This is a genomic window from Streptomyces sp. AC558_RSS880, assembly GCF_019049255.1.
In the GTDB taxonomy this organism is placed as follows: domain Bacteria; phylum Actinomycetota; class Actinomycetes; order Streptomycetales; family Streptomycetaceae; genus Streptomyces.
Map to the genome: position 1 here is coordinate 33,755 of NZ_JAGMUJ010000084.1, position 15,504 is coordinate 49,258.

General features: G+C 70.4%; 16 protein-coding genes and 5 pseudogenes. 10 read left to right on the plus strand and 11 right to left on the minus strand.

Annotated elements, in window-relative coordinates:
• Window positions 1-80: 80 nt before the first annotated feature.
• Window positions 81-422, minus strand: a pseudogene (locus tag KUM38_RS42120) (helix-turn-helix domain-containing protein); the annotation flags it as partial.
• A gap of 9 nt (window positions 423-431) precedes the next feature.
• On the opposite strand from KUM38_RS42120, the gene KUM38_RS24975 reads away from it, so the two are divergent.
• Entirely contained in the window at window positions 432-1,136 is a 705-nt protein-coding gene (locus KUM38_RS24975) for a B3/4 domain-containing protein (RefSeq protein ID WP_217131883.1), read from the plus strand.
• Between the two features lie 79 nt (window positions 1,137-1,215).
• Here KUM38_RS24975 and KUM38_RS24980 read toward each other — a convergent pair.
• The 3 genes and pseudogenes from KUM38_RS24980 to KUM38_RS24990 all read right to left on the minus strand — a co-directional run.
• Window positions 1,216-1,374: pseudogene (locus KUM38_RS24980) on the minus strand (IS5/IS1182 family transposase); the annotation flags it as partial.
• 248 nt (window positions 1,375-1,622) lie between these two features.
• The gene (locus KUM38_RS24985) at window positions 1,623-2,066 is read right to left on the minus strand and encodes an ALF repeat-containing protein (protein ID WP_217131891.1); all 444 of its coding nucleotides are present in this window, start codon (window positions 2,064-2,066) and stop codon (window positions 1,623-1,625) included.
• Window positions 2,067-2,281: 215 nt separating this feature from the next.
• A pseudogene (locus KUM38_RS24990) lies at window positions 2,282-2,599 on the minus strand (helix-turn-helix domain-containing protein); the annotation flags it as partial.
• Here KUM38_RS24990 and KUM38_RS24995 point away from each other — a divergent pair.
• Both KUM38_RS24995 and KUM38_RS25000 read left to right on the plus strand, forming a co-directional pair.
• The gene (locus KUM38_RS24995; RefSeq protein WP_217132832.1) at window positions 2,598-2,891 is read left to right on the plus strand and encodes a hypothetical protein; all 294 of its coding nucleotides are present in this window, start codon (window positions 2,598-2,600) and stop codon (window positions 2,889-2,891) included. The pseudogene KUM38_RS24990 and the gene KUM38_RS24995 sit on opposite strands and share 2 nt — an antisense overlap.
• A complete protein-coding gene (locus KUM38_RS25000) occupies window positions 2,888-4,009 on the plus strand; it encodes a hypothetical protein (RefSeq protein WP_254397715.1) in 1,122 nt (373 codons plus the stop codon). Before KUM38_RS24995 ends, KUM38_RS25000 begins: the two co-directional genes overlap by 4 nt.
• A 301-nt stretch (window positions 4,010-4,310) precedes the next feature.
• On the opposite strand, the gene KUM38_RS42125 is transcribed toward KUM38_RS25000, so the two are convergent.
• The gene (locus KUM38_RS42125; RefSeq protein ID WP_308409037.1) at window positions 4,311-4,550 is read right to left on the minus strand and encodes a hypothetical protein; all 240 of its coding nucleotides are present in this window, start codon (window positions 4,548-4,550) and stop codon (window positions 4,311-4,313) included.
• A gap of 326 nt (window positions 4,551-4,876) precedes the next feature.
• On the opposite strand from KUM38_RS42125, the gene KUM38_RS25010 reads away from it, so the two are divergent.
• Window positions 4,877-5,029 carry a hypothetical protein gene (locus KUM38_RS25010; RefSeq protein WP_217131902.1) on the plus strand — a complete coding sequence of 51 codons (153 nt, stop codon included), beginning with the start codon at window positions 4,877-4,879 and terminating at the stop codon, window positions 5,027-5,029.
• A gap of 12 nt (window positions 5,030-5,041) precedes the next feature.
• On the opposite strand, the gene KUM38_RS25015 is transcribed toward KUM38_RS25010, so the two are convergent.
• Window positions 5,042-5,407, minus strand: a complete 366-nt coding sequence (locus KUM38_RS25015) for a hypothetical protein (RefSeq protein ID WP_217131904.1) — start codon at window positions 5,405-5,407, stop codon at window positions 5,042-5,044.
• Window positions 5,408-5,752: 345 nt separating this feature from the next.
• Here KUM38_RS25015 and KUM38_RS25020 point away from each other — a divergent pair, with 345 nt between their 5' ends.
• Both KUM38_RS25020 and KUM38_RS25025 read left to right on the plus strand, forming a co-directional pair.
• Complete coding sequence (locus tag KUM38_RS25020; RefSeq protein ID WP_217131906.1) at window positions 5,753-6,106, plus strand: hypothetical protein; 354 nt, start codon at window positions 5,753-5,755, stop codon at window positions 6,104-6,106.
• A 107-nt stretch (window positions 6,107-6,213) separates the two neighbouring features.
• Window positions 6,214-6,621: a (2Fe-2S)-binding protein gene (locus KUM38_RS25025; protein WP_254397716.1), complete on the plus strand. Its 408-nt coding sequence runs from the start codon at window positions 6,214-6,216 to the stop codon at window positions 6,619-6,621.
• Between the two features lie 46 nt (window positions 6,622-6,667).
• Here the strand turns inward: KUM38_RS25025 and KUM38_RS25030 are convergent, their stop codons facing one another.
• Together KUM38_RS25030 and KUM38_RS25035 are read right to left on the minus strand one after the other, a co-directional pair.
• Complete coding sequence (locus KUM38_RS25030) at window positions 6,668-8,182, minus strand: glycoside hydrolase family 43 protein (RefSeq protein ID WP_308409038.1); 1,515 nt, start codon at window positions 8,180-8,182, stop codon at window positions 6,668-6,670.
• A 433-nt stretch (window positions 8,183-8,615) separates the two neighbouring features.
• Window positions 8,616-9,242: a TetR/AcrR family transcriptional regulator gene (locus KUM38_RS25035; protein ID WP_217131907.1), complete on the minus strand. Its 627-nt coding sequence runs from the start codon at window positions 9,240-9,242 to the stop codon at window positions 8,616-8,618.
• Between the two features lie 106 nt (window positions 9,243-9,348).
• Between KUM38_RS25035 and KUM38_RS25040 the strand changes: the two genes are divergently transcribed.
• Window positions 9,349-10,407, plus strand: coding sequence for an aldo/keto reductase (locus tag KUM38_RS25040; protein WP_217131909.1), 1,059 nt, complete (start codon window positions 9,349-9,351; stop codon window positions 10,405-10,407).
• Window positions 10,408-10,693: 286 nt separating this feature from the next.
• On the opposite strand, the gene KUM38_RS25045 is transcribed toward KUM38_RS25040, so the two are convergent.
• Window positions 10,694-10,975 carry a hypothetical protein gene (locus tag KUM38_RS25045; RefSeq protein WP_254397717.1) on the minus strand — a complete coding sequence of 94 codons (282 nt, stop codon included), beginning with the start codon at window positions 10,973-10,975 and terminating at the stop codon, window positions 10,694-10,696.
• A gap of 594 nt (window positions 10,976-11,569) precedes the next feature.
• Between KUM38_RS25045 and KUM38_RS25050 the strand changes: the two genes are divergently transcribed.
• Window positions 11,570-11,944, plus strand: coding sequence for a hypothetical protein (locus KUM38_RS25050; protein WP_254397718.1), 375 nt, complete (start codon window positions 11,570-11,572; stop codon window positions 11,942-11,944).
• Between the two features lie 28 nt (window positions 11,945-11,972).
• Here the strand turns inward: KUM38_RS25050 and KUM38_RS25055 are convergent, their stop codons facing one another.
• Window positions 11,973-12,422 carry a class I SAM-dependent methyltransferase gene (locus KUM38_RS25055; protein ID WP_217131913.1) on the minus strand — a complete coding sequence of 150 codons (450 nt, stop codon included), beginning with the start codon at window positions 12,420-12,422 and terminating at the stop codon, window positions 11,973-11,975.
• A gap of 789 nt (window positions 12,423-13,211) precedes the next feature.
• Here KUM38_RS25055 and KUM38_RS25060 point away from each other — a divergent pair.
• A complete protein-coding gene (locus KUM38_RS25060) occupies window positions 13,212-14,420 on the plus strand; it encodes a S8 family peptidase (protein ID WP_217131915.1) in 1,209 nt (402 codons plus the stop codon).
• Between the two features lie 99 nt (window positions 14,421-14,519).
• Here the strand turns inward: KUM38_RS25060 and KUM38_RS42135 are convergent.
• Window positions 14,520-15,012 (minus strand): annotated as a pseudogene (locus tag KUM38_RS42135) (cupin domain-containing protein).
• On the opposite strand from KUM38_RS42135, the pseudogene KUM38_RS25065 reads away from it, so the two are divergent.
• Window positions 14,974-15,271: pseudogene (locus KUM38_RS25065) on the plus strand (Rrf2 family transcriptional regulator); the annotation flags it as partial. The pseudogenes KUM38_RS42135 and KUM38_RS25065 overlap by 39 nt on opposite strands.
• Window positions 15,272-15,504: the final 233 nt, after the last annotated feature.

The window sequence follows — 15,504 nt, forward strand, 5'->3', positions numbered from 1 at the left end:
GAGCGGGCGCGCACCGGAGGGAATCTCACGAAGTACCGCACCATCGGCACCGATCCGCACCACCGCCGTGAGGTCAGCGTGCTCGCACCGGCCTCCTGGAGTTCGAGGATCTGCTTCGCGTAGGTGGGTGAGATCGCTGTGGTGATACTGCGCTCGCGGCCATCGTCAGAGCTGCCCCGGCAGGCGAATCCGAAGTGCGCCGTCACCTCCACCCTCATGCCGCCGGAGGTAGCCGCCTGTTCGCGAGCCTGCGCTCCGACCTGCGGTTGCCACTCGGATTCCGCCTCCTCCACCAGGGCGTCCCGGAGGTGCTTCCGCGGGGTCGTCGGCTTCCCGGTACGGTAGCGCTCCACCGTGCGGCGCGAGACGCCCAAGCGCTCCGCCAGGGCCTTGGTGGACCCCTTCGCACGCATCATCATGAACGGATCCCTGTGACCACCTTCCGCATCAGCCCCGCCGTCGCGGACGCCTTCCCCGACACCCTCATCGCCGTCGTCATCGCCACCGGCCTGCGCGGCCACGAACCCTGGCCGGCCACCACCACCGCCCTGGAGAGCCTGGAGCAGCAGCTCGCCAGCGGCACCTGGCAGCCCGCCGACGAGAACGATCCCCGCATCGAGGCATGGCACACCGCCTACCGCTCCTTCGGCACCAACCCCCGCCGCATCCGCCCCAGCGTCGACGCTCTCGGCCGCCGCATGGCCAAGAAGGGCAGCCTGCCCCGGATCAACCCGGCCGTCGACTCCTACAACGCCGTCTCCGTCCGCCACGGCCTGCCCGCCGGCGCCTTCGACCTCGACCACGTCACCGGCGACGTCGACATCCGCCACGCCGACGGCACCGAGACCTTCACCCCGCTCGGCGAACCCGGCACCACCGAACACCCCGAGCCCGGCGAGATCATCTACACCGACACCACCGACGTACTGACCCGCCACTGGAACCACCGTGACGCCCACCGCACCCGCGTCACCGAGAACTCCGCCCACGTCGCCTTCGTCCTCGAAACCCTCCACGCCACCCGCGACGGACACCTCCTCAAGACCGCCGCCGCAGAACTGCAGGAACTGCTCACCCCGCACACCGACCAGACGCAGGTGCTCTACCTCACCCGGGAACACCCGGAGGCCGCCTGAATTCAAGTCGTCCGCGAACCTGAGGTGTTGCACATGGCCGTGATCAAGCAGCCTGAAGCGGGCGGCTGGGCTTGGCGGGTCATGCGGCCAGGGCGAGGTTGTGCATGCGGGCGACGGCGTGGTGGAGGCCGTCGCCGTACTGCCGGCAGTCGCGGAGGATCTTGTAGTTCTTCATACGGGAGAAGACGTGCTCGACGCGTGCGCGGACTGTGCGGTGGGTGGTGTTGTCCTCCTCCTCACCCTTCACCCGAAAACTGCGTCATCCGCAGCCCCGTGAACGTCTCCACCCACACCCGTTCAGCACGGAACATCGCGGCCATACCTAGGAGATGCCCAGCTCACGGCCTTGTGCAACACCCTTTGAAGGTTGTCCCGCAACTGACCGGGCGCTACGGCGAGGACGGTTCGGCGGGGCCGGTACGGTGTCTGTGACTGTTCCTTGTGCGGCACCGGCTCGGGGACGGTGCGGGCGGGGGCCGGGCGGAGTCAGCCGGTGACCTCGTACTGACCGACTTCGAGGAACCAGCGCATCTCCTCGGGGTCGCTGGTGCCGAGGACGGAACGGATGGCCGTCTTCAGCGCCGGGCTGGTGGTGGGCATGGAGTAGAGCTGGGCGAGGGCGACACGGTCGTCCTGGGCCTGTGCGAGGCGGTAGCCGCTCTCCAGGAAAGCGCGCATGTCCTCGACCGTGCCGTTCAGGGCCGCCCGGCCCTTGTCCATCACCTCCGAGCCGGCCTGCGGCAGGGACATGAGCTGGACGATCGCGACTCGCAGGTCGTTGACGTCGTCCTCGTCGTCCACGACCACGGTGGAGGCGAATGCGGGTGCGGGCGCCGTACCGGAGGCCAGCGCGGGAGTGGCGAACGTGAAGACTGTGGCAGCGGCGGCTACGGTCACGGCGGCGGTCATCGCGGTGCGGGGTGCTTTCATGGTGAACTCCCGTGTTCGGATGGGCTGTTGTGCTACCTGAGGCTAGATTGGAAACGAGGGCTGCACCACAGGATTTACCAGGTGAGGGGTGCCGTGCGTGTGCTGTCCGTCGCCTCCGGCGGCGTCTCCGTCGTGCTCGGTGTCCCCGTGTTGTGCCCGGCGTCGTCCAGGACTGGTGGGGCGCTCGTCGGCCGCCCTGGCTTGACTCTGTCGAGGATGTCGCCGAGCTTCTTGATGTCGACGTGCACCAACTCGCCGGGCTTTTCGCGTGCGTAGCGGCGGATGACCCGGCCGGTGGCCTGGTCCGGATGGGCCAGGCCGTAACGGGTCAGCACGCGGTGCACGGTCGAGGGCGCCAGGTGCAGCAGGTGGGCGATGCGGGCCGGGCCCCAGCGGCGTGCGAGACGGACCTTGATGATCCGGCGTTCGGTGCGGGTCGGGGTGCGGCGCGGGCTGATGTGCGGGCGGGAGGAGCGGTCGCACATCCCGGCTTCGCCGAAACGCTGGTAGCGGTCGGCCCAGCGCTGGGCGGTGATGGGCGAGGACGGAGATCGCGGCCTGGGTGCCGGTGACCAGATCGCGGGCGGGCTCCGCGTCCTTCCCGGCGGCATCGAGGCGGTCTTCGAAGCCGGGGTGCTCGTAGGCGATCAGTTCGACGTCGGCGGCGGACCGCAGGAGGCGCGGATCCGCCTCACGGGAGGTCCTCGGGCCGAGGCGGGCGGCGGCCTGCGCGGCGGCGATCAGGGCGACAGCGGAGAGGACGGCGGCCGCGAACTGAGCAGATGTGGTCGAGCTGTTCCGCGGCCTCACTTGGTCAACCGATGAAAAGCGGGTCCTTATACCCCCTCGATCCGATTCCGGCGCCGGCCGACGGCTGTGGGCGGGAGCTGGTGCACACCGGCGGGCGGCTGTTCTTCACCAGCCGGCCGGCCGCGTCGTCCGAGGGCTGCGCCGACGCGCTGGGCAGTGTCGGCGTCGCCGCGACGGCCGAGGGCGGCAAGGCCAGGGAGGTCATGTACTCGAGCAGCCCGATCCATCTCGAGGGAGGGCCCGGAGGTCTGCTGGTGACCGCTCCGGAGCGCTGGTCCCCGACCGCCGACCCCGACCTGGGGATCTACCGGGTGACGGACGGGGCGGACGGGAACCTGCTGGAGTTCCTGGGCGAGCGCCGGTTCACCGAGGACGGCACGGACCGGGGCATGGACTTCCGGGACGCCGACTTCTCCGCGGACGGCTCCGTCCTCGCGGTGGCCGACGGGGTCCGGGGGACCATGCTGCTCGGCGGCCAGGACGCCCGCTTCCTCGAGAACCCCTACGCGCCGCTGCCGGAGGGCGTGGCGCCCACGGCCGTCGCCTTCAGTCCCGACGGCAAGTGGTTCGCCCAAGGCGGCGCGGCGTCGGGCGATGCCGCCGACCTGACCCTGGCGTTCGCCGACCCGTCGGTCGAGCGGCAGCCGCTGCGCATCAGCTTCGAGGACGAGGCCGCGGGCCACCGCGTCGTCCCGCGGGGCATGGAGTTCTCCGGGGACGGACAACAGCTCTTCGTCGTGACCTCCAACCAGGAGGGCACCAGGTTCTGGCTGCACACGATCCAGACCCGGGAGGCCCTGGCCCCGTCGCGCTTCGTGGACGTGACGCACGGCCCGGCCGTCGCCGGGGGGCCGTTCAGGGTGACCGGACGACTGGACCTGGACGGACTGGCACCCACCGAGGCGCCGCGGATCACGGTGCAGCGGCTGAACGGCCTGGAGGTCGCCGACCTGCCGTCGGTTCCGGTCGCCGAGGACGGAACGTTCGTCCTGGAGGACGTCCTGCCGGACCGGGTCGGGGACGTCCACTACGTGCTCGGCTACGCGGGTGACGAGGTCCACTACCGCTCGGAGCACTGGCTTGTGGTGGACACGGTCAAGGCGTCGAACACGGTGACCCGCGGCGGCCGGTAGTCGGCGCGCGGCGCGGCGGGCTTCCTCGGCGGCCCGGCGGATCATGTCGAAGGCGAGCGGCCCCGGCGGGCGTCCGAGGTGTTCGTGCAGTCTTGTTCGGCACGAGCCGGACCGGGGCCGTCGACGACGCGCTCTGCCGGTCCACCGATGTCGACGACTGCCCGCCGCGCACCCCGAGGCCGACTGCGCTCCCCGCTCGCCGCGCCGGCGAAGCAGGCTGCCCCGGCCTGACCCGGGCCGCTGCTCGCCGACGCCGCCTCTCCCCCGTGTCCGGCGGGAGGGGCGGCGTCGCGGTGTGTGGTCAGACGCGGCGGCGGAACAGGGCACGACGGGGCTTGCCCGGCTCCTGGCCGCGGTCGCCCTCCGAAGCCGGCTGCATGGCGGCCTGCTCGCGTGCGGTGTCGGCGGCTTCCCGCCGGGCGACGTCGTCGGCGTGGCAGGGACCGCACACGGACAGGTCACCGGCCTTCGGCACCTGACTGTGCAGGGTGGTCTCCTCCCACCACTGGTCGGTGGACTTCTGCCCGCACCGTTTGCACACCGGCCGCCGCGCCTCCCGCTCAGCCGCCCTGCACCGTTCTTCATACACACATCGAGGCCCACCACCACGTCCGCGACACCGCGTTCGCCGAAGACGCCTCGAAGATCCGCACCGGCCACGGCCCGGCCCACATGGCCGCCCTTGGCAACTTCGCGATCAGCACCCTGCGCAGGAACGGACACCGCAGCATCGCAGCCGGGCTCCGCCACCTCTCCCACCAACCTCACACCCGCCCGCTCAATCTGACCGGGCACATGTGAATACTCACCACAAGACTGTGGACGGACCTGCTCGCGCAGTACGGGCTGCGTGCCGAGGAGGTCACCGTGCTGGACTCGCCCGAGGAGGGCAACCAGGCCTCCTACCGGCTCTTCCAGGTCCGCAGGCCGGCCCGGATCACCTCTCGTCCCCGTACGGCCCAGCCGCCCATCGCCCACGCGGCGGCCGGGGTCGGCGCGGTGGAGAGTGATTGTCCATAGTTGTGGATCAGTTCAGCCTTCTCGGTCCTGGCCCGGGAGCTCGGCTGCCGACTGGGCGCGCAGGCGTCTGATCTCGGCGATGAGGCGAGGCACGGCTTCGCGGGCGGTGGCGATGAACTGCGCGTTCTCGTCCCAGCGGGCGTCGGCGGTGTCGACGTAGCGGGGTTGCTGGACCAGGGTCGCGGCCACGATCTCGCGATGGTCGAAGGCCGGCCAGCGCTCACCGAGGCCGGTGTCGGGCGTGGTGCCCACGGCGACGAGGTTCATGGCGTACTCGTCGTCGAGGTTGCGGACGAACCAGGGGCCTGGGGTCGCTGCCTGTACGAGTTCGTCGAGTTCGTCGAGTTCGTCGTCGGTGAGCGGTTCCGGGGTGGTCATCAGGCCACGAGTTCCTCTCGTTCCACAAGCTGGCCGTTCTCGAATCTCGCACCCGTGCGGACCAGCGGGACCAGGTGGGCACCGGTGATCGTGCGCCGGCGCGCTTGGGCAGACTCGATGAGTTTGAATACCATCGCGAGCGCGGCTGCGCGGCTACCGGCGCCGCGGGTGCCCTTGGTCCGCAGCTTGACCAACGCCTCGACCGGGCTGGTCCACAGGTCTTGAGCATTGCTCTCCGGCCTCGGCAGGACGCACGGAACTTGCGCTTCCTCTGCTGAGCTGGAAGGACTTTCACTACCCTCAGGATGAACCTGACTGCACGCAGACAATTTCGTGGGGGTCGCGATGCTGGGACGTACCTTGTGCACCTTCGCCGCCGCCATCCTGCTCTCCGGGGCGGCGCTCGTCGCAACACCGCACGAGGCCAGAGCTGCGGACTTCTGCGGATGGCGGCCACTCACCACGGACCGGGCGACCGCGATGGTGCTGAAGGCGGGGGCGGCCGTGCACGATGGGCCTCTTGCCAAGTGCCCGATCCAAGATCGTCTTGGTGAAGGCGGGTCACTGACCAACATCCTCTGCCAGTACGTGAATGACCGATACCGCAATCTCTGGTACTACGCGGACGAGGGCTGGGTGTACAGCCCGTACCTCGAGAATGTGACCGGGGAGTCCGTGCCGACCTGCCCCTGGCCGTAAGACGCACCGCCGTCCGTGATCGAGCGCTTCCTACCGACGCCGAGAGCCACACCTTCCGTCTCAACGGCGGGCAGATCACCGTCGACGCGGCCGACGACGAGCGCCTGTTGTGGGTACTGCGCGACCTGCTGGGCGTCACCGGTCCCGAGTACGGCTGCGGCGTCAACGTCCGCAAGGCGTGCACCAGCCACCTCAACGGCAAGGCGGTCAACCCCTGCGCGATCCCCGTCGGCGGGTTGAAGGCGACCGACGAGGTCACCACGATCGAGGGGCTGCCGGCCACGGTGGGCGCGGACCTGCACCCGATGCAGCAGGCCTGGCTCGACCAGGACGTGGCCCGGTGCGGCTCCTGCCAGCCCGGCCAGATCATGACGGCCGTCGCTGTCGTACGCCGCGCCGCTGCGGAAGGCCGTGAGATCACCGACGCCGATCTCGACGGCATCCGCAACATCTGCCGCTGCGGCACCTGCTTCCGCATCCGCGGAGCCCTCAAGGCCGGCGCCGCGATGATGTGAGGAGGGTGTCCCAGCCGGCCGGGCCGTCGGTCCGGCTGTGCCCACTTCAGTGCTTGCAGGGCTCGTACGCGAACCAGTCGAAGTGAACGGTGCCGGCCGAGGCGTACATGCCGATGACCCGGCCGGTGAAGCCTCCGGCGACCTCCGTGGACAGGTACCGGCCGTCCAGCGAGGCGAGTTCGACGTACGTGCCGTCCGGTTCCTCGACACCGATCGAGAGGATGTCGGGGCCGGTGCGTGCGTCGTTCACCGTGCGCGCGGCGGCCGCCTCGACGCGGAGCACCACAGGTCCGGCAGGGACCGGCCGGGATGCCACGACCGTGTTCGACGGGCCGATGCGGACGCGCACCTGCACCTGGTCGGCCGAGACCTCGATGTCGTAGTGGTGCTGCTCGTCCAGGCGGACGGCCAGGCCACCACGTCCTCGGCCCGCGTCGACCAGGGCGCGTGCCCGGCAGGACAGGTGCTGCTGCCGCCGGCCCAGGAACGTCACGCCGTTGTCGTCGAGCGATCCGCCCCGTGCGTGCAGGGTCAGCCAGCCGGGCCGTTCCCGCGTGGTGCAGTCCTCCAGGATGCGCTGACGCGGGGAGATCCAGTACGGGGCCAGGTCGCCGGCGTCGAAGTCGTCCCGGCCCGGCACGACGGCAGGGGGCTGCAGCGGCCAGGGCGGTGCCGGTATGTCGGGCGAGAGTTCACCGACGACCGGCCAGCCGTCGGCCCAGTCGAGGGGCGCCAGGAACGTCTCCCTGCCGAGTACGTGCCATCCGGGGGTGCCGCCCTGCGGACGCACGCCGAGCAGCACCATCCACCACGAGCCGTCGGGCGCTTGCACCAGGTCCGCGTGGCCGGTGTTCTGGATGGGGTGGTCGGAGCCCCGGTGGGTCAGGATGGGGTTGGCCGGGCAAGGCTCGAACGGGCCGCCCGGCGTGCGGCCCCGGGCGATGGAGACGCTGTGGGAGCGCTCGGTGCCGCCCTCGGCGATGAGCAGGTACCAGTAGTCGCCGATCTTGTACAGGTGCGGTGCTTCCGGTGCCTTGGCACCCGGGGTGCCGGACCAGAGCTTGCGCGGCGGACCGAAGGTCTCCCCGGTGTGGGGGTCGATGCGGACCTGTGAGACTCCGGCGGTGGTGCACCAGCAGTTGCCGTCGTCGTCCCAGGCGATGTCCGGGTCGATGCCGTGCACCCCGGGCAGCCGGATCGGGTCGGACCAGGGGCCGGCCGGGTCGGTGGCCGTGAACAGCAGGTTGCCGTCGCCGCTCACATTCGTCACGATCAGCCAGAAGCGGCCGTCATGGTGACGCAGCGTGGGCGCGTAGATCCCTCCCGAGGAAGCCGTGTCGTGGGGCAGGCGCAACTGACTCGGGCGGTCCAGTGCATTGCCGATCTGGGTCCAGTGCACCAGGTCCCGGCTGTGGAACACGGGCACGCCGGGGAAGTACTCGAAGCTGGAACACGCGAGGTAGTAGTCCTCCCCCACCCGGCAGACGGACGGATCGGGGTGGAAGCCGGGGATCACGGGGTTGCTGAGGGTGCCGCCCGTCTCGGGCACACGGAAATCCACGAAAGTTCCTCTCTTTCGCACGGACAGTTCCTCGGAGGCCAAGACAGCATCTCCATTGGCCCGTCATCCTGACGAACGCAGCCACGCCATGGCCCACCTGGACGACGAACGCCGCGCTACGGACCGACGGAGCCGCGGGTGCGAGGGGGAATCCGTCTCCTCACGGGAAGCCAGGGTGAGAGCGGGGAGCATGCTGCTGATCGGATGGGCGTCAGCAAGCAGTCGCCTTGGGGCAACCGCCTGATACGGGCCGTGGATCACCCACTGGACGTCGTGTCCGGTGCGCAGCAAACTGCGGGCCGGCTTGCCCTCGATCGCGGTCCCCAAGACGACACCGCCACCCGGCTCACCGCCGAGGCCGGAGGAACCTGGCGCCACCACGCCGCCGGGGAGCACGCACGGTGACACCCTCTCGACGGCGGACGCGGGCCGGTCACACGAGCCTTTCGCCCCGCAGGTACGCACCCGCGCGCGCCGCAGCCGCGGCGGCCTCGGCGGCCTGGTCCGCGGCTGCTTCGTCGAGGGGGGCGCCGCTGGTCAGCAGGCGGTAGTAGAGGGGGGCGGAGACGGCGCGGATCACCTCATGGGTGTCGGTGCCCTCGGGGACCTCGCCCCGGTCGACGGCCTGCTGGACGCAGGGTGCCCACTCCTTGACGCGGATGTCGTAGAAGTGGTGCAAGGCCTCGGCCGTCTTCGGCTCGCAGGTGGCGGCCGCGATCACCGCCTTGAACAACGCCCCCTGCCGCGGATCGGCCAAGGTGCGCTGCACGAGCCGGGCGTTGGCCTTGAGGTCGCCGAGCAGCGAGCCCGTCTCGGTACGCGGCAGTGACTGCTCGGCCATGTCCATCAGCAGGTCGGCCACCAAGCCGGTCACTGTTCCCCAGCGGCGGTAGACGGTCGTCTTGCCCACCTCGGCACGGCGCGCGATCTCGGCGAGGTCCAGGTGGGCGAAGCCCCGCTCGGCCAGGGAGTCCCCGGCCGCTTGCAGCACCGCCGCCCGCACCCGCGCCGTGCGCCCTCCCGGGCGGACCATCCCGGGCTCCGCACTCACTGAACTCATAACGGGACCCCAGTTTCGTTAATTGCTTGCGCCTGCTACCTTGGTCACCACACTAACGGAACTTTGGAACCGTTAGTGAATCCGCTGAACAGACTGAGGAGTGGCCATGGAATACAGGCGGCTGGGTGCGTCCGGGCTCAAGGTGCCCGCACTGAGCTTCGGCGCGGGCACCTTCGGCGGCCAAGGACCGCTGTTCGGCGCCTGGGGCGACACCGACGCCCGAGAAGCGCGCCGCCTCGTGGACATCTGCCTCGACGCCGGGGTCACGATGTTCGACACCGCCGACGTCTACTCCGGCGGCGCGTCCGAGGAAGTGCTGGGCGAAGCGATCAAAGGCCGCAGGGACCAGGTGATCGTATCCACCAAGACCAGCCTGCCGATGGGCGACGGCCCCGGCGACGCGGGCTCCTCCCGGTCACGCCTGATCACCGCGTGCGAGGACGCCCTGCGCCGACTCGGCACCGACTACATCGACCTGTTCCAACTGCACGCCTTCGACGCCGGCACACCCATCGAGGAAGTCCTGTCCACGCTCGACGATCTCGTACGAGCAGGAAAGGTCCGCTACCTCGGCATCTCCAACTTCTCCGGCTGGCAGGCGATGAAGTCCCTCTCCATCGCGGAGAGGTACGGCCATCCGCGCTACGTCGCCCATCAGGTCTACTACTCCCTCATCGGCCGCGACTACGAATGGGAACTGATGCCCCTCGGACTCGACCAGGGCCTCGGAGCCCTCGTCTGGAGCCCACTCGGCTGGGGACGGCTCACCGGCAAAGTCCGCCGCGGCCGGCCGCTCCCGGCCAACAGCCGACTGCACCACACCGCGGACTACGGCCCGCCGGTCGAGGACGAACACCTCTACCGCGTGGTCGACGCCCTCGACGAGGTCGCGCAGGAGACCGGCAAGAGCATTCCGCAGATCGCCATCAACTGGCTGCTGCAGCGGCCGACCGTCTCCTCCGTCATCATCGGCGCCCGCAACGAGGAGCAACTCCGTCAGAACCTCGGCGCCATCGGCTGGACGCTCACGCCCGACCAGATGGCGAAACTCAACGCGGCGAGCAGCAAGGCAGCGCCCTACCCGTACTTCCCCTACCAACGCCAGGAAGGCTTCGCCCGCCTCGCCCCGCCCGTGGGTGACCTCACGCCTCCGACTGCCGCCTGACACCGGCGTCAAGGCAGTTGGAGCGGGCAAACGCACATCCCGGGTTCGGGCCGACGGGTGCGGTGCCGACCAGCACCTGCCCGAACCCGGGACAGCCGCGTTGACGGCACCCCGCTGCCGACATCCGCCACCGCGACCGCAGACGGTCACGGCGATGCCCCGCACACCGAGGAACAGGCGACAACCGATGACGCGAGGTCGCCAGTTCCACACCCCCACGACGGCCGGCGGCCGCCCTCCGGGGCGACCGAGGCCACGCACGTGGCCGCCCCGCGGCAGGCCGGATTCAGGATGCGCCGGCGACGTCGCCAGCGTCGGCCGCTTCGTCCTGCACCATGCCGAGAAAGCGCCGGATCGCTTCGACCGGCATATCGAGCCCCTCGGACGCGGACTGCTCGTCGCCGAACACCTGCACAGCCTCGGCGACAGCCCCAGCCAGTTCAACCTCCGCCTTGCGGACCTTCGCCTCGGCCTTGTCCACGGTATCGACCACCGCCAACTGGCGGCGCTGCTTCTCCTGAAGCCTCTGCTTACGGGAAAGGGTCTTGTCAGAGTTCTGCACAAACATGACCAAGATCATAATCAGTTCGCGTGCGCACCCACCGTCCCTCGCCTCCGCTTTCGACTCCGTGGAAAGGAGCCGCGTGGGCGTGGACAACTGCCGCCGGCGGATTCACCCCACCCGGCCGGGGACGGACGGACCGGAGCCGGCAGGCATCGACCCGGCGCGCATCGCCCTGCGGCAGACCCGCGCAGCCGCGAAGACACGCGGCGACAACGAGGTCCACACGCCGCGCTGCCGGGACCGGGTCCAGCGGTACGACGGGCAGAAACGGACCGCCCTCCACGGGTTGACGAAGCCCCTAGGGGCCCTCGCACCCGAGGTCGACCTCACCGTGGTCGTCAAGACCCGCGTCGGGACCGGTCGCCGCGCGTGGTTCCGGGAAGGGCGGCTCCGCCTGCACGCGCTGATCGCCCCTCCTCTTCCCGGCGCGGTCCGCTGTCGGAGAGACCGGGACGAGCCGGTCTCCGCGGGTGCGGCGAGGCGGACCCGGCGCCGCCCTCCCCCTGACATCTGTCAGGACCGCTCTCGCCGCTCGTCCTCCTACTGTGTCGGCGCAGCCACCGGGCTGCTGCGACGACAGGTCGACTCTCGAAAGGCATGACCGTGCGCAGACTCCTCCGCGGGGCCGCCGCGCTGGCTCTCGCGACCGCCGCCATGATGGCGGGCGGTACAACCCAGGCCCACGCTGCCGACTCATGGGCCAATTGCCCGTACGGCGCGGTGTGCATCTACCCGCAGAACCAGAACCCCGCCGTCAGCCCCAGCCATGTGTTCTGGGCGTACGGGCCGCACCGCATCTACAACCAGTTCGGCTACCACTGGGTGCTCAACAACCAGTCCGACTACGCGTTCGCCCACCTGTGCAGGAGCGTCGGCACGGACTGCTATGACACCGTCTACGCCCAGGAAGGCCTGTACTTCAACCTCGATCCCATCAACTCGGTCACGCTCTCCGAGTGGCGGCCGACATGAGAAGACCCCGCACGGCGTCCGTAGCCGCCTAGCCGTTGGTCCGGGCCGGGACGGCGTCGGTTGCGGCCGACGCCGTCCGGCCGCGCGGCCCCTGGGGAACAGCGTGCGGGCTGAACCAAGTGGACGTCGAGCATGCGCCTGGTTCCCCACCCGGCGGAGAAGGCCCAGCCCTCCCAGGGGTGGAGAGCCTTGGAGGCGCCGTGCCCTGACAGACCGGCTCCGCGCAGTGCTCCTGCCACTCGGCTGTGAGGCCCTCCGCTCGGAACCAGTCGTTGCCGAGGTGGACGCCACCGGGCTTGAGCACGCGCGCGAGTTCGGCGTGGACCCGAGCCTCGTCGGGGGTGTGACGGATGGCCCGAATGCTGTAGACGGCGTCGAACGACTCGTCTTCGAAGGGTAGCTGTGCGGCGTCACCGGTCAGGAAGTCGGTGAGGTGGGACAGCCCCTGCGCGTCGGCATGGTCGTCCACCGGTGTCATCAACGCTCCTTCGTCCAGGGGCCCACCGCTCCGTCCAGGCCCTCGAACGCGACATCCGGGCATGGATCGCCGACTGGAGCGACAGCCCTCGACCCTTCCGCCCCTTCGTCTGGACGAAGACCGCCGACGAGATCCTCGACAAGGTCGCCGCCTACCGCCAGAGAATCTCCGACTCGCGTCACCGGAGGCATGCTCGCCGCCCGCCCCCGCCGAGCACATGGCCGATCTCCGCGAACGCTTGCACACCCTTCCGCTTCCCGTGGACGCGTCGGGTGCCGCATCGACGTGACACCGTCGCCGGCCGTGGCTCGGCTGCGGCGCTGGTGGCCGAGGGCGATCCGGGGCCATTCGTCGCTTTCCACGGACGCGTCGTCGATGTCGCCATCACCTCGTAAAAGGCCACCGACGCAACCGAGCGGCTCGCGGAGGGCTGCGGACTGCGCCAGGTGCTCCAGGGTGAACCCACCACTCGGCTACGGGAGCCGGCTGATGCGCGGCAGTGCATCACCACAGCGCACGAGGGCCTGCGTCCGATGACCGGGAGTGCTTACCTCCTGACCCTCTTCTCAGTTTGCTCGCGGCCCGACGCCCCGCCACATGTCGTGCCCATGGCGAATTTGTTGCCAGGTGATCAACTCCCTTGTCCCGTACGGCAGTCAGCGACGAACCTTGCTTGCAGGCCGGGAGCGGAACGCAACGCTCCAGGCAGGGGTGTGCGATCACGCGCTCCCGCCCCCCACAGACGCGTGCCCCACCCAGGCACGCCGCCCAGAGGAGGAATCCCTCGTAATGGCACGACTGCGCAGCAAGAGAACACGGTTCGCGGTGATCGCCGGTGTCGCGACGGCCGCCCTGGCCGGCGGGCTCACCTCGACTCCCGTCCAGGCCGCCCCCGCCGAGGGCACGGTGCTCGCCGCCGGCTCCCCCACCGCGGTCAAGGACAGTTACATCGTGACGCTGAAGAAGGCCGCCGGGTTCAAGGCCTCCTCGGCCGCGGGCCGGGACCTGGTCGAGCGGTACGGCGGCAGCGTGCGGAAGACGTTCGGCAGCGCGCTGAACGGCTACACCGCCGTCCTCTCCGCCACCGAGGCCGGCCGTCTGGCCGCCGACCCGGCGGTCGCCTCCGTCGAGCAGAACCAGCGGGTGAGCGTCGCAGACACCACGCAGTCCAACGCGCCGTGGGGTCTGGACCGCATCGACCAGACCTCGCTCCCGCTCTCCGGTACCTACACCTACCCGGACAACGCGGGAAGTGGTGTCACCGCCTATGTCATCGACACCGGCGTGCGTATCACCCACCAGCAGATCAGCGGTCGTGCCGCGTATGGTTACGACGCCGTGGACGGCGACACCACCGCCGCCGACGGCAACGGTCACGGCACCCATGTGGCCACCACCATCGCCGGATCCACCTACGGAGTGGCCAAGAAGGCGAAGATCGTCGCCGTACGGGTGCTGGACAACAACGGGTCCGGGACCACCGCCGGGGTCATCGCCGGCATCGACTGGGTGACCGGGAACCACTCCGGCCCCTCGGTCGCCAACCTGTCGCTCGGCGGCGGCGCGTCCACCACCCTGGACGCGGCGGTGCGCAATTCCATAGCGAGTGGCGTCACTTACGCGGTCGCCGCGGGAAACAGCGGCGCCAACGCCTCCTCCTACTCCCCGGCCCGGGTCACCGAGGCCATCACCGTGGGCGCCACGACCAGCACGGACGCCAGGGCGAGCTACTCCAACCACGGCTCGGTGCTGGACATCTTCGCCCCGGGCTCCTCGATCACGGCCGGCTGGCACACCGGTGACACCGCGACCAGCACCATCTCCGGCACCTCGATGGCGACCCCGCACGTCGCCGGAGCGGCGGCGGTCTATCTGGCCGGCCACACCTCCGCCACCCCCGCCCAGGTCGCCTCGGCCCTGGTGAACGGCGCGACCACCGGCAAGGTGACCGCCCCCGGATCGGGTTCGCCGAACCGGCTGCTGAAGCTCGTGCCCTGACGGTTCCACGGCCGGGCGGTGACTGAGTCAAGCCTCCGGCCCCGGACCGGTGCGCCCCGGAAGCCGGCCTTCGCCCGCCCCGGGGCGCACCGGTGCCGGTCAGCCCTCGTCGGCCGGAAGCGCGTACAGCCGGGGCAGGTTCACCACGATCGCCTCCTGCGTGCTGCGGGCGATGACCACCACCGCCTCCTCGGCCGGATCCGGGTTCTCCTCGCGGTGCGGGACGAACGGGGGGGACGAAGATGTAGTCCCCCGGTGACGTGCGCAGCCGCACCTCCTCGGCGCGGTCGCCCGAGTCGTCCAGGAAGACGAACTCGGGGTGGCCGCTGACCACGTGGATCACGGTCTCCGACTCCCCGTGGTGATGGTCGGAGGAGGAGGTCGCGGGAGCGACGTGGGTCTGGCCCATCCACAGCTTCTCGGAGCCCACCGTCCGCCCGCTCACGGTGGTGAACCTGCGCATGCCACCGGTCTGCGCCGTGTCACCGTCGAGGGAGCCTGCGCGCACATGGTGCAGGCGGGTCCGCAGCGGGGCGGCCGACCGCCCGGGGGCGTCGTGGAGATGCGCAAGGGTGGTCTGATCCGCAGCCAGCGCGGCTACGAGGGCGGCTACTGGCTCGGCCGGCCCGCCGAGGAGATCACGCTGCTGGACATCTCCCGCGTCGTCGACGGGGAGTTGCTCACCCTGCGCGGCGAGTCCCTGGCCGCGCTCGACTATCCCGGTGCCGCGACGGCGCTGCCCGACGTGGCGCCGGATCGAGGCGGAGGCCGCGGCCCTTCTGGGCTGGGTGACCGTGGCCTCGCTGCTGTCCGCGGAGGCCGACGACAGGCTGCGGAAGGGAGCCGCGTGACGGCGGAGCCGTAGGGTGCCGAGGTGGCCGAGCGGGTGCTGCGCAGACTGCGGGAGACCGTCTTCGTCCTGGGCGAACCGGCCGACACTCCCGCGCCGGCCCTGTCCGCGGTGCGGGGCACACCGGGGCTGGACCTGGCGCAGCTGTCCGTGGACGCGTCGTCCGACGCCGTACTGGAGCGGGTTCGCGCCGACCGCCGTCCTGCTGTTCTTCGCGATCGCCTTCTTCGGCGT

Excerpts from the sequence above, each read along its gene's own strand:
- KUM38_RS24985 (WP_217131891.1), bottom strand. The coding sequence starts at position 2,066 with ATGAAAGCACCCCGCACCGCGATGACCGCCGCCGTGACCGTAGCCGCC.
- KUM38_RS25000 (WP_254397715.1), top strand. The coding sequence starts at position 2,888 with ATGAAAAGCGGGTCCTTATACCCCCTCGATCCGATTCCGGCGCCGGCC.
- KUM38_RS25015 (WP_217131904.1), bottom strand. The coding sequence starts at position 5,407 with ATGACCACCCCGGAACCGCTCACCGACGACGAACTCGACGAACTCGAC.
- KUM38_RS25020 (WP_217131906.1), top strand. The coding sequence starts at position 5,753 with ATGCTGGGACGTACCTTGTGCACCTTCGCCGCCGCCATCCTGCTCTCC.
- KUM38_RS25035 (WP_217131907.1), bottom strand. The coding sequence starts at position 9,242 with ATGAGTTCAGTGAGTGCGGAGCCCGGGATGGTCCGCCCGGGAGGGCGC.
- KUM38_RS25040 (WP_217131909.1), top strand. The coding sequence starts at position 9,349 with ATGGAATACAGGCGGCTGGGTGCGTCCGGGCTCAAGGTGCCCGCACTG.
- KUM38_RS25045 (WP_254397717.1), bottom strand. The coding sequence starts at position 10,975 with ATGTTTGTGCAGAACTCTGACAAGACCCTTTCCCGTAAGCAGAGGCTT.
- KUM38_RS25050 (WP_254397718.1), top strand. The coding sequence starts at position 11,570 with ATGACCGTGCGCAGACTCCTCCGCGGGGCCGCCGCGCTGGCTCTCGCG.
- KUM38_RS25055 (WP_217131913.1), bottom strand. The coding sequence starts at position 12,422 with ATGACACCGGTGGACGACCATGCCGACGCGCAGGGGCTGTCCCACCTC.
- KUM38_RS25060 (WP_217131915.1), top strand. The coding sequence starts at position 13,212 with ATGGCACGACTGCGCAGCAAGAGAACACGGTTCGCGGTGATCGCCGGT.